This is a genomic window from Bibersteinia trehalosi (assembly GCF_004346205.1).
GTDB lineage: Bacteria > Pseudomonadota > Gammaproteobacteria > Enterobacterales > Pasteurellaceae > Bibersteinia > Bibersteinia trehalosi.
On record NZ_SMAM01000002.1, the window covers coordinates 91102 to 104292 of the forward strand.

The 13191-nt window shown below is 41.9% G+C and carries 10 protein-coding genes; 5 read left to right on the forward strand and 5 right to left on the reverse strand.

Features of this window, described 5'->3' with window-relative positions; all coding sequences use genetic code 11:
• The 3 genes from EDC51_RS02390 to ppx are packed head-to-tail and all read right to left on the reverse strand — an operon-like array spanning position 1 to position 2866.
• Positions 1-579: an ABC transporter ATPase gene (locus tag EDC51_RS02390; protein WP_249038458.1), complete on the reverse strand. Its 579-nt coding sequence runs from the start codon at positions 577-579 to the stop codon at positions 1-3.
• Positions 572-1351 carry a peroxide stress protein YaaA gene (gene yaaA / locus EDC51_RS02395; RefSeq protein ID WP_131928075.1) on the reverse strand — a complete coding sequence of 260 codons (780 nt, stop codon included), beginning with the start codon at positions 1349-1351 and terminating at the stop codon, positions 572-574. Before yaaA ends, EDC51_RS02390 begins: the two co-directional genes overlap by 8 nt.
• A gap of 9 nt (positions 1352-1360) precedes the next feature.
• Positions 1361-2866: an exopolyphosphatase gene (gene ppx / locus EDC51_RS02400; RefSeq protein WP_064319014.1), complete on the reverse strand. Its 1506-nt coding sequence runs from the start codon at positions 2864-2866 to the stop codon at positions 1361-1363.
• A gap of 176 nt (positions 2867-3042) precedes the next feature.
• Between ppx and mazG the strand changes: the two genes are divergently transcribed.
• The 5 genes from mazG (at position 3043) to EDC51_RS02425 (ending at position 9035) form a co-directional block, all read left to right on the forward strand.
• Positions 3043-3834 carry a nucleoside triphosphate pyrophosphohydrolase gene (gene mazG / locus EDC51_RS02405; RefSeq protein WP_015432693.1) on the forward strand — a complete coding sequence of 264 codons (792 nt, stop codon included), beginning with the start codon at positions 3043-3045 and terminating at the stop codon, positions 3832-3834.
• 227 nt (positions 3835-4061) lie between these two features.
• Positions 4062-4778: a response regulator gene (locus tag EDC51_RS02410; RefSeq protein WP_131928076.1), complete on the forward strand. Its 717-nt coding sequence runs from the start codon at positions 4062-4064 to the stop codon at positions 4776-4778.
• 88 nt (positions 4779-4866) lie between these two features.
• The gene (gene cpxA / locus EDC51_RS02415) at positions 4867-6252 is read left to right on the forward strand and encodes an envelope stress sensor histidine kinase CpxA (RefSeq protein WP_131928077.1); all 1386 of its coding nucleotides are present in this window, start codon (positions 4867-4869) and stop codon (positions 6250-6252) included.
• A gap of 83 nt (positions 6253-6335) precedes the next feature.
• Complete coding sequence (locus EDC51_RS02420; protein WP_025289449.1) at positions 6336-8255, forward strand: MacB family efflux pump subunit; 1920 nt, start codon at positions 6336-6338, stop codon at positions 8253-8255.
• Positions 8256-8264: 9 nt separating this feature from the next.
• Positions 8265-9035, forward strand: a complete 771-nt coding sequence (locus EDC51_RS02425) for a Nif3-like dinuclear metal center hexameric protein (protein WP_025266993.1) — start codon at positions 8265-8267, stop codon at positions 9033-9035.
• 81 nt (positions 9036-9116) lie between these two features.
• On the opposite strand, the gene EDC51_RS02430 is transcribed toward EDC51_RS02425, so the two are convergent.
• Together EDC51_RS02430 and acnB are read right to left on the reverse strand one after the other, a co-directional pair.
• A complete protein-coding gene (locus tag EDC51_RS02430; protein ID WP_131928078.1) occupies positions 9117-10397 on the reverse strand; it encodes a citrate synthase in 1281 nt (426 codons plus the stop codon).
• Positions 10398-10489: 92 nt separating this feature from the next.
• Complete coding sequence (gene acnB, locus EDC51_RS02435; protein ID WP_131928079.1) at positions 10490-13093, reverse strand: bifunctional aconitate hydratase 2/2-methylisocitrate dehydratase; 2604 nt, start codon at positions 13091-13093, stop codon at positions 10490-10492.
• Positions 13094-13191: the final 98 nt, after the last annotated feature.

The window sequence follows — 13191 nt, forward strand, 5'->3', positions numbered from 1 at the left end:
TTACCTACACCCAATCTGCCATGCTAATTGAGCAAATTGTGCAGCAAGTTGCATTAGTAGCGGTTGAAATTCCGCTAAATTTTGCAAATTTTTGTCTGAAATCGACCGCTTGTCCGCAAATTGCATCTGCCCGTAGCCGCAATCTAAATCACGCCCTCGAGTGACTTCTAGCTGCACATTTTGCCAACGCTCAGTTGGTGGGTAGATCACTTGGCTTTGCAGCTCTTGCTGGTTAATGGCAACTGTTGCTTGAGTATTCACTTGATCCGCAAAACGCTGTTGGCGCAATTTAGCACGAGCAGACAAACTTCTCGCTTGTGTATTTTTATCTAGAAATAGTAATACCCCTTGTTGCCAGTTTTCCGGAGTTTGACCACTATCCTTCGGTAAATAGAGCATTTGCTGCATTTCATCTAGCTGATTGTGAGTAATGCGTTCAAAGATCTGATTCTGAAATACAATTTTCTCTGGTGTTGAAAATTGAGCGGGGTGAGAAATACAGCCAGCCAGTAAAAACACAAAGGCTAAAAATGAGAACGGGCGTACGCTGTACGCCCCCACAATGTTAACATTACTCATGCCGTTCTTCCCGCTTAAAGACTAACTCATTTTCGCTAGAACTATCTGCATCAAACCAATAGCCCCCATAGTTAAATGCTTTAAGTTGCTCAACGGAGGTTGGCTGATTTTCCAGCATAAAACGCACCATCATGCCACGCGCTTTTTTCGCATAAAAACTAATCACTTTAAATTTACCATTTTTTTCGTCTAAAAATACAGGTTTGATTATTGTGGCATTGAGGTTTTTCGCCTTAATCGCCCCATAATATTCATCAGAGGCTAGATTGACTAAAATATTATCGCCTTGTGCATCAATAGCTTGTTGCAAATGTTCAGTAATCACATTGCCCCAAAATGCATAAAGATCCTTACCCTTCAAATTCGCCAGCTTCGTCCCCATTTCCAAGCGATATGGTTGCATTAAATCCAGTGGCTTAAGTAAACCGTATAGCCCCGAAAGCATTCTTAAGTGCGTTTGAGCATAATAGATTTGTTCGCTCGTTAAACTTTCTGCATCTAGCCCCGTATATACATCTCCTTTAAATGCAAAAATCGCGGCTTTTGCATTTTGCTCATTATGGGCTAATTGCCACTGTGCAAAACGTGCGACATTCAGTGCTGCGAGCTTGTCACTAATCGACATTAAACTCCCCACCTCTGCGGGCGAAAGCTGCTTGCAAATTTCAATTAATTCTTGGCTGTAAGCGGTCAATTCTGGCTGAGAAAATGCAAAATTGGTCATTTTTTTCTCAAAATCCAATGTTTTCGCAGGGGAAATAATGGCTAACATAATTATCCTTTAATCATTAAACGTTAAACTTAGTTCTAATGCAGATAAATAGTGATGCTCTTCTTCTAAATCTGCCTGAACCAGTGGATTTTGGCTTAAAAAGCCTTGGCTAAAAATTAACTGCCAATGGTTTTTGTCTATTTGCAACGTTAATTGCTCAATGCATGGCGCTGCTTGGCGAGCCTTATTGAGTAAAACTGCCAAACGGAATAAGCGCAACAGAGTTAAAATATCTCGATACTGATAACGGCTTGTGCTTTTAATATCACTTCGTTTAAAGCCCTTCAAATGATAACGCATAAGCAATGCAAGCAGGTGTTGTTGCTCATTATCAAAGCCCGGTAAATCACGATGAGCGATGATATAAGCCGAATGGCGATGTACATTATTGTGGTTAATGCTAATACCCACCTCGTGTAGCAGGCTAGCCCATTTTAGCATTGAGCGCAATTCTTTATTCTGCTTACGATTTTTCCACTCTTTCACTTGCTCGAACAACTGTAATGCGGTATCACGCACCCGAGTCGCTTGGCGATTATCAATATTAAATTGCTCTGCTAATGCCTCCGCGGTACGCTGGCGAATATTGCTTACCTGAAAAACATCGTCCAAGCCATACATAACACCTTCGCGCAATGCACCATCTGAATAGCGCATGGTTTGAATCTGGAATGTATGAAATAAGGCTAATAAAATTGCCAATCCGGGGAGCAATACATCTGCTCGCTCAGCCAATAACCCTTTTAATTGAATATGTTGCAGATTATCAAATTGCAAACAACGCTCAATCAAGCTCTTTAAACGCGCTTCAGTGATAATGCCATCTCGATAACCGTTTACACTCAACACTTTGCTCACTGTTTTGACAGTGCCTGATGAGCCAAACACATTTTGCCACCCAAGCTCACGATATTCACACCCCAGATCCTCAATTTTTGCCATTGCAGTTTGATAAGCCTGTTCAAAACGGCGTTTATCTAGCTTACCTTCAGCAAAAAAACGCTGAGCAAAACTCACACAGCCCATATGCCGACTTTCAGCCCGTAAAGGGAAAAAGCCATCACCAATACTCATTTCTGTTGAGCCGCCCCCAATATCAACCACCAGCTTTCTACCATACTCAGCTTGAGTATGGCTAACACCGGAATAGATTAAACGAGCTTCTTCTTGCCCACTAATAATATTAATCGGATAAGGAAAAACCTTAGCGGCCTGCGTGAGAAAGTCTTGATTATTTAGTGCACGACGTAAAGTGTAAGTACCAACCACTTTCACATTTTCCGGTGAGAAACCTTGTAAGCGTTTAGCAAACAAATTTAAGCACGCAACCCCTCGTTCAATAGCCTCTTGGCTTAAAATACGATTTTCATCTAAACCTTCCGCCAAACGCACTCGGCGTTTAATCCGAGATAAAACTTGGATTGAGCCATTTACAATGCGAGCAACAATCATATGAAAGCTATTCGAGCCGAGATCGATCGCGGCAAATTCACGAGGGGCGGAGCGAGAAGGCATATTTGACAAATCCTAGCAACAAAAGAAAACGGAGAGAGTTTAGCATTTTTTACTCCAAAATGGGGGCAATCTCTTCAGCAAGCGGTCATTTTTCCGTTAAAATATGCAAAATTATAGGACATGCTGCCACATCCTTTGAAATATCCACACACTCAACGTTATAGAAGGGAGAAAATATGATCACAATTGAACAATTTTTAGAAGTTGTTGCAAAACTGCGTGACCCAAATGGCGGCTGCCCTTGGGATTTAAAGCAAGATTTCAATTCTATGCTACCACATATGCTGGAAGAAAGTTATGAAGTTGCAGAAGCAATTCAAACGAATGATCGCAATGCACTGCGAGAAGAATTAGGCGATTTACTGCTCCAAGTGGTTTTTCTTAGCCAACTTGCGAAAGAAGAAGGTAGCTTTAGTTTTCAAGATGTACTCAATGATATCTATCAAAAATTGATCTATCGTCACCCACATGTATTTGGTGAGGTAAAAGCCTCTAATAGTGAAGAGGCATTAGCCCATTGGGAAGCGCAAAAAGCCAAAGACCACAAACACCAAGCACAAGCATCGATCTTAGACGATCTCCCCTTTGCTCTTCCTGCACTAACACGTGCAGAAAAACTACAAAAACGTTGTGCTAAAGTCGGGTTTGATTGGGATAACCCAATAGATGTGTTGGCAAAAGTAGAAGAAGAGCTACAGGAAGTAAAAGATGAATTGAATGCAGAACAATATAGCGCGGAAAAAACCGCAGAAGAATTAGGTGATTTACTTTTTGCGAGTGTAAATTTATGCCGCCACTATAATATTGAAGCGGAAAGCGCGTTGAGAAATGCTAACTTAAAATTTGAGAAACGTTTCCGTTTAGTTGAAAATGAAGTTAAAACGCAAGGCAAAACAGTGCAAGATTGCAGTTTAAGTGAATTGGATGCTATTTGGGAAAAAATCAAAAAACACCGTTCTACGCAATAAAAACCGATAAACTGCTTGACTATCGATGAAATGTAAAGAAAATTTACGACTGTTTTTTTATTAATTTAAATAGGGTGTATTGATGTTTCAAATGAAGTGCGTTGTCGCTTAAAGAATGTTTGTTTAGCCCACTAGACTTCACATTTTTTGCCTTGTTACGGCAAAAATCTGCCAAAAGCCGCCACCCCATTTGAAACCTCAACACGCCCTATTAGGGATGAATCATTATGCCTAAAATTTTACTTGTTGATGACGATATTGAACTGACGGAATTACTTGCAGAATTGCTTTCATTTGAAGGATTCGACTCGCACATTGTACATAATGGCAAAGAAGCTTTAGATGTATTGGCTCAGCAAGAATTTGATATTGTGTTGCTTGATGTCATGATGCCAGTATTAAATGGTATCGAAACATTAAAGCAAATCCGCTTAAAATACGAGCTACCCGTCTTAATGTTAAGCGCACGTGACGATGAAATCGATCGCATTCTGGGGCTAGAGTTGGGGGCAGATGATTATCTACCTAAGCCGTTCAATGATCGTGAACTGGTGGCTCGAATTAAAGCAATCTTACGCAGAACCGTGACCTCAGCTACACTGAAACGGCGTGAAGCAGAATCCGAACCAGACGATAGTAGCCATCGCATTTTATTTGGTGGCGTAGAACTCTATCCAGGACGCCAACAAGCAATATTCGCGGGTAAAGAGATTGAATTAACTGGTACAGAATATGCGTTACTTGAAATCTTAGTGCGGAATGCCGGACATATTCTCTCTCGAGAGTTGCTCAGTATGGAGATTTTAGGCAAGAATCTCACCCCCTATGATCGTTCTATTGATATGCATATGTCGAATTTACGCAAAAAACTTCCGCATAGAACGGACAATTTGCCTTGGTTTAAAACTCTGCGAGGCAGAGGTTATCTTTTAGTCACAGAATAACAATGATTAAAACGTCTCCCAACTTAGATTCTATCGTCAACTCATTTTAAATTGGCCATAACTATTGGGAGACATCTATTTTTGCACTATGATTTTAAAAAAACTTCACATTCTACGAAATTATCTCGCTTACCAAATATTTTCCTCCTTTATAGTAACTATTGCGCTTATTTTAGGGTTCGCGCTAATTTTCCCTAATCTTGATCCGCGCACTTACAATCCAATCGAGGAGGAAACACGAGAATATTTTCGTTTAGAAAGTTTACACACTCAAAACGAATATAATCTGGATGAGATCTTCGACCGCAGACTCTCTCTCTCCTCTGCTAGTGGTTTTGACATTATTTTATTTGAAAAAGACACAGGGGAAATTAGCGGTGTCACAGAAAAACAGCTGAATTTGCTACAAGTGTTTATTCTTAAAGCAAATAATCCCATTACCCCACTAAAATGTATGTTTGGTAATCTTGCTTTCTATGGGCCGTTTGAAATTCATTCTGACAACCATAGCTATTACCAATATTTCATTCAACAAGTTGGTCCTCAGCAAGAATTTCTCAACAGGATGTTTGACTCACCATGGGCAATGCTGGCAATTATGTTATTGGTCAGTATTCCTATTGTGTTATGGCAATCACACCGAATTGCTAAGCCCGTTAAACAGTTACGCCTTGCTGCCAATGCCGTTGCGACAGGCGATTTAAATGAAAATCCTCAGCTTGAAATTGAAGGCGTGACAGAAATCCGTGAAGTAGGTACCAGCTTTAACCAAATGATTCAAGCGTTACAACGCTTACAAAACTATCAGCAGCGGTTAATCTCTGATGTTTCACATGAATTAAAAACGCCACTTACTCGTATGCAGCTTGCAATATCATTGCTGAGAAGAAGAAATGGCGAAAGCAAAGAGATCTGCCGTTTAGAAAGTGAAATTGGCAAGCTGGATAGCATGATTCAAGATTTACTACAACTTTCGCGACAGAACTTAAACCAACATATGCACCGAGACATATTTGCAGTGCATCATATTTGGGCAGATGTTCTCGAAGATGTGACATTTGAATTAGAAAACGCAGGATTCAAATTAATTCTTGAACAACACATTGATAATCCTACTCACTATTTTATTAATGGCAACCAAGCACTGTTATCTAGCGCGGTGGAAAATGTACTACGCAATGCCAAAAAATATGCACATAGTCAGGTAAAATTAGCAACCTATATTGATGCAGAACAGCGCTTAAATATTGTCATTGATGACGATGGCGATGGCGTGCCAGCAGACCAATATAAAGAGATCTTCCGTCCTTTCTACCGAGTTGATGACGACCGTGCGCGCCAAACAGGCGGCACAGGCTTAGGATTAGCAATTGTTGCGAATGCAGTTGAAAACCACCAAGGCAGTGCTGTTGCGGAAAAAAGCCCACTGGGAGGGTTACGCGTTAAAATTCAACTGCCTTTATGGTTAGAATAAACGAATGCCAATATTGATTTATCCATGCCAAACAGCATGCTTATCTATATTTGCAAATTTTTCTCCAAAACAGACCGCTTGTTATGACAAAATTAATTGAAATCTCGGCTCTAAATAAATATGTGGGCAGTGCTGAAAATCCTGCACACATTTTAAAAAATATTAATTTAACTATTGAACAAGGCGACTTTGTGGCAATTATTGGCGCTTCTGGCTCTGGTAAATCCACCCTTATGAATATCCTTGGTTGCCTAGATACCGCCAGTTCGGGTTCTTACAAAATTGAAGGCGTAGAAACACAACGCCTTTCGAGTAATCAACTTTCTGATCTACGTCAGCGTAAATTTGGCTTCATTTTCCAACGTTATAACTTACTTTCAAGCCTCAATGCTGTGGAAAATGTCGCTCTCCCTGCCATTTATGCCGGCTTAGAAAATAACGCACGCCTAAAACGCGGCAAGGAATTATTAGACAAATTAGGTTTAGGTGATAAAGCACAGCATCGCCCTAACCAGCTCTCGGGCGGGCAACAGCAACGAGTGAGTATTGCTCGTGCATTAATGAACGGCGGTGAAATTATTCTTGCCGATGAGCCAACAGGGGCGTTGGATTCCAAAAGTGGCGAAACCGTAATGGAAATTTTGCAAGCGCTACACCAAGAAGGACATACACTCATTTTAGTTACCCACGATCCGCAGATTGCCACTCACGCTGAGCGTATTATTGAGATAAAAGACGGTGCCATTATCCGCGATGAGCGGCAAAAAGTGCTTTCAGGAAAACGAGAAGATCATAAACGCCCAGCGAAAAAACCCCGTTTTATCGATCAGCTCATCGAATCTTTTAACATGGCAGTCAGTGCTATTCTTGCCCATAAAATGCGCGCATTACTGACTATGCTCGGTATTATTATTGGGATTACCTCGGTGATTTCTGTCGTAGCGCTTGGCAAAGGTTCTCAAGAACAAATTCTCTCTAATATCAATAACTTAGGCACAAACACAATGAGTGTGTATAACGGTACAGGCTTTGGTGACCGGCGAGCAAATTTAACTCGGAATCTCACTATCAGCGATGTCTCGGCATTGGCTCGACAAAACTATGTAGAAAGTGCTACACCAACAAGCTCACACAGCGGCACCATTGTCTCCGGCAATGTCGCAGTATCTGGGCAAATCAGTGGTGTGGGCGAACAATATTTTGATGTACAAGGCATTACTCTTAAATCGGGCAGATTTTTTTCTGCCGAAGAGGTGGTACAGTCTGCCCAAGTTGTGGTTATTGATTCCAATACCAAAAATAGCCTGCCGTTTGAAAATCCTCTTGGCGAAATTGTTCTGGTAGATAAAAAGCCATTACAAATTATTGGTGTTGCCGACAACGAAATGCGTCAGTCCAGCAATTTGAGCCTATGGACACCTTATACTACGCTTATGCAACGTATTTCTGGTGCAAAACAGATTGACTCTATCACAGTTAAAATTAAAGATAATGTTGAAAGCCAAACGGCAGAAAAAAGCTTAACAGAGCTTTTAACTGCACGTCATGGCAAAAAAGATTTCTTTGTGATGAATACCGACACAATCAAACAAACAATAGAAGCAACAACTGGCACAATGACACTACTTATTTCTTCTATTGCATTAATCTCACTGGTGGTAGGCGGTATTGGGGTGATGAATATCATGCTTGTTTCTGTTACTGAGCGCACTAAAGAGATTGGTGTGCGTATGGCTATTGGCGCCAAACAAGGCAATATTCTGCAACAGTTTTTAATTGAAGCGATTTTAATCTGTTTACTCGGTGGGATAATTGGTATTTTGCTGGCAGCAATGATTATTGTCGGCTTTAACTACTGGGGAAGCGATTTCAAAATGATTTTATCCCCTGAATCAGTCGTTGTTGCTGTTGTTTGCTCTACCCTTATCGGGGTCATATTTGGTTATATTCCCGCACGTAACGCATCCCGTTTAAATCCAATTACCGCTTTAGCACAAGAATAGGAACTTTTCATGTTAAACAATCTTGAATTAGAAAAAATCTTAGATGCCAAACTCAATAGTCGTGAAATTTCGGATTATGCACCGAACGGCTTACAAGTAGAAGGGAAAGCAGAAATCCGCAAAATTATTACCGGAGTAACCGCTACATTGCCGCTAATTGAAAAAGCGATTGAGAAAAATGCTGATGCCATTTTAGTCCACCACGGTTATTTCTGGAAAAGTGAAAATCCGTGCATTCGTGGTATGAAAGGTAAACGAATCAAAGCGTTATTACAAAATGAGATCAACCTATTTGGCTACCACTTACCCCTAGATATCCATTTAGAACTGGGTAACAATGCTCAGCTTGCCAAACATATCGGTGCCATAAATTTACAAGGTATGGAAGATAAACCCAATTCAATTCCCATTATCGCAGAATTCGACACAGCTATTTCTGCGCAAAAATTAAAACAGCGTCTAGAACAGGCGCTACAACGCCCTGTGATTTTATGTGATGAGTTTGTGTGTGAAAGCTGGCATAAGCCAATAAAAAAAGTGGGCATTTGCTCTGGCGGTGGACAAGGTTATATCGATCTTGCCTTTGAAAAGGGCTGTGATGCTTTTATCAGCGGTGAGATTTCTGAACAAACTACCCACTCTGCGCGAGAACAAGGCATTTACTATTTCGCGTGCGGGCATCATGCAACGGAAAGGGATGGCATTAAAGCGCTTGGAAAATGGCTAGCAGAAACCTATACATTAGATGTTGAATTTATTGATATAGATAATCCTGCCTAATTTTGCATTTTTTCAGCCAAAACAGCCGCTTGACTCTAATTAGGGACAAGCGGCTGTTTTTGCCCATTTTTTTGCAAAATATTACTCAATATGTCGTTCTTTATGTCCTGTGTAAATCTGTCTTGGGCGAACAATCTTCAGGCTCTCTTCATACATTTCACGCCAATTGGCAATCCAGCCGACCGTTCTTGCTAAAGCAAAAATCACCGTAAACATAGATGTCGGAATACCGATAGCTTGTAAAATTATGCCAGAATAGAAATCGACATTTGGATAGAGCTTGCGCTCAATAAAATAAAGATCACTTAACGCAATGCGCTCTAATTCCATTGCCACTTCTAGCAACGGGGTATTTACCCCTAATTCTTTCAACACCTCATGGCATGTTTCTCGCATCACCTTCGCACGCGGATCGTAATTTTTATACACTCGATGCCCAAATCCCATTAAACGGAAAGGATCATTTTTATCTTTCGCACGAGCAATAAATTCTGGAATGCGATCTACCGTGCCAATTTCTTGTAGCATTTTGATGCACGCTTCATTCGCGCCACCGTGCGCCGCTCCCCAAAGTGATGCAATACCGGCAGCAATACAAGCAAACGGATTTGGTCCTGAAGATGCCACACTGCGCACTGAGGAAGTAGAAGCATTCTGTTCATGGTCGGCATGCAAGGTGAAAATTCTGTCCATTGCCCGTTCTAATACCGGATTGACTACATAAGGTTCACACGGGGTGGCAAACATCATATATAAAAAATTGCCTGCATAAGATAGGTGATTTTGCGGATACATAAACGGACGACCTACGCTATATTTGTAGCATATCGCGGCTAAGGTCGGCATTTTTGCCAACAAGCGAATGGCTGTTAGCTCACGGGATTTATCACAACTGGTATCGACCAAATCGTTATAAAATGCCGCTAAAGTACTCGCCGCGCCACACAGCATCGCCATCGGATGCGAATCTCGGCGGAAGCCTTGGAACATTTTGGTAAATTGCTCATTAACCATATAGTGCGAAGCAATTTCTTTTTTAAACGCCGCAAATTCTGCTGCATTCGGCAATTCTCCATTCAATAATAAATAAGCCACTTCAAGATAATTCTTTTTCGTGGCTAACTCATCAATCGGATAGCCTCGATGCAATAAAATGCCTTGCTCACCATCAATATAGGTAATGCTGGATTCACATAATGCCGTAGAGGTTAAACCTTGATCGTAAGTAAACAATTGATTTTTTTGCAGCATATCAACACCTATCGCATGATAGCCCAAGTTACTTTCATAAACTGGCAGTTCAATCACACGTCCATCATTAATATGCAGTTCAGCTTTTAAAGTAGGATGTAGTTTTGGCATAGGATTACTCCTTATTGATATTTTGTTTTGAAAGTAGATGTCGGGCTATTTACGCCCGACAAGCGGTGGCATTTCGGCAATTTTTTGCCACATTACGCCGCTGTTTGGAAAATCACATTTCCTGCTTTTTGGGTGTAGCGATTAATTTGGTCAAAATTCATATAACGATAAGTATCTTCTTTATCATTATCTAAACGCTGCACATAATCCAAATATTCCTCCGGTGTTGGTATGCGACCAAGCAATGCACACACAGCCGAAAGCTCAGCAGAAGCAAGATACACAAAGGCATCTTTACCCATACGGTTTGGGAAATTACGGGTAGAGGTAGAAATGACTGTTGCACCATCCGCAACACGGGCTTGATTCCCCATGCAGAGTGAGCATCCCGGTACTTCGATTCTCGCACCACTCTTACCAAAAATGCTGTAATAGCCCTCATCTGAAAGCAGGCTTGCATCCATTTTTGTCGGTGGTACAACCCATAAGCGCGTTGGGATCGCACCTTGGTGCTGGCTCAATAATTTACCCGCTGCACGGAAATGACCGATATTGGTCATACAAGAGCCGATAAATACCTCATCAACTTTATTACCTTGTACGTCTGAGAGTAAGCGGGCATCATCAGGATCGTTCGGTGCACAAACTATCGGTTGTTTAATTTCATTCAAATCAATGTCGATCACCGCCGCATACTCGGCATCTGCATCCGCTTCCAGCAATTGAGGATTGGCAAGCCACGCTTCCATTGCCTGAATACGGCGCATCAGTGTTCTCACATCGCCATAACCTTCGGCAATCATCCATTTCAGCAAAACAATATTGGAATTGAGATACTCAATAATCGGCGCCTTATCCAATTTAATGGTGCAAGCCGCTGCAGAGCGTTCTGCCGAAGCATCAGAAAGCTCAAAAGCTTGTTCCACTTTCAAATGTTCCAAACCTTCAATTTCAAGGATACGCCCTGAAAAAATATTTTTCTTGCCGGCTTTTTCTACCGTCAGCAAACCTTGTTGGATGGCATAGTAAGGAATCGCATGTACAAGATCACGCAGCGTAATCCCTGGTTGCATCTCACCTTTAAAGCGAACCAATACTGACTCCGGCATATCCAACGGCATCACACCGGTTGCCGCGGCGAAAGCCACTAGGCCAGAACCGGCAGGGAATGAAATCCCGATGGGAAAACGCGTATGAGAGTCACCGCCTGTGCCTACCGTATCAGGTAACAACATGCGATTCAGCCACGAATGGATAACACCATCCCCTGGGCGAAGTGAAACCCCACCACGATTCATAATAAAATCAGGTAAGGTGTGATGTGTCACTACATCAACGGGTTTTGGATAGGCTGCTGTATGGCAAAAGGATTGCATAACAAGATCTGCGGAAAAGCCTAAGCACGCTAAATCTTTCAATTCGTCACGGGTCATCGGGCCAGTAGTATCTTGCGAACCCACACTAGTCATTCTCGGCTCACAGTACTGCCCTGCACGAATCCCCTCTACACCACAAGCGCGCCCTACCATTTTTTGAGCAAGCGTATAACCCCGGGTATTCTCTCCTGCAGTTTGTGGCTTCACGAACACTTCGCTTTCAGGCAGCCCTAATTCAACACGAGCTTTATGAGTTAAACCGCGTCCGATAATAAGTGGAATACGTCCTCCCGCTCGCACTTCATCTAACAACACTTCCGTTTTTAAGCAAAATTCTGCTAAAACCTGACCGCTTGTATGCGCACAGATTTTGCCTTCATAAGGATAAAGATCGATAATATCGCCCATATTGAGTTTAGAAACATCCACCTCAATAGGGAGTGAACCCGCATCTTCCATCGTATTAAAGAAAATCGGCGCAATTTTGCCACCTAACACCACGCCACTAGCGCGTTTGTTAGGAATATAAGGAATATCCTCCCCCATCAGCCATAACACAGAGTTGGTTGCCGATTTGCGTGAAGAGCCCGTTCCTACCACATCGCCTACATAAACCAATGGAAAGCCTTTCTCTTTTAAACGCGCAATCTGTTTCATCGGCCCAATTGCACCGGCTTCATCCGGCTCAATCCCCTCACGCGGATTTTTCAGCATAGCAAGGGCATGCAGAGGAATATCTGGACGAGACCACGCATCTTGAGCAGGTGAGAGATCATCAGTATTGGTTTCTCCGCTGACTTTAAATACCGTTAAAGTGATTTTTTCTGCCAATTTTGGCCGTGATAAAAACCATTCGGCATCTGCCCAAGATTGTAAAACTTGTTGCGCATATGAATTGCCATTGCGAGCTTTTTCCACCACATCGTGGAAATTATCGAACATCAAAAGGGTAAAAGAGAGGGCATGCACAGCGATGGGAGCAAGTTCAGGATTATCCAAAGCCTGAATTAAAGGCTCAATATTGTAGCCACCTTGCATTGTGCCAAGCAGCTCTACCGCACGTTGTGGACTAATCAGTGGTGAAAGGACTTCGCCTTTCGCAATGGATGCCAAAAAAGAGGCTTTAACATAAGCGGCTTCATCCACACCTGCAGGAATGCGATTTTCCAATAGCTCGATTAAAATTGCTTCTTCCCCTAGCGGTGGTGCTTTTAATAATTCAACCAGTTGGGCAACCTGCTCAGCATTTAGTGGTAGCGGCACAATGCCTTGCTTAGCCCGTTCTGCAACTTGTAAGTGGTAATCTTTTAAAAATGACATACTTACTCCCCCAATCAATAATTAACAAATAATATTCGCTAAAAAGCAAAAAAACCGCAGGTTAAATTCAGATTAACAAGCGGTCTTTTTCCTCCCAT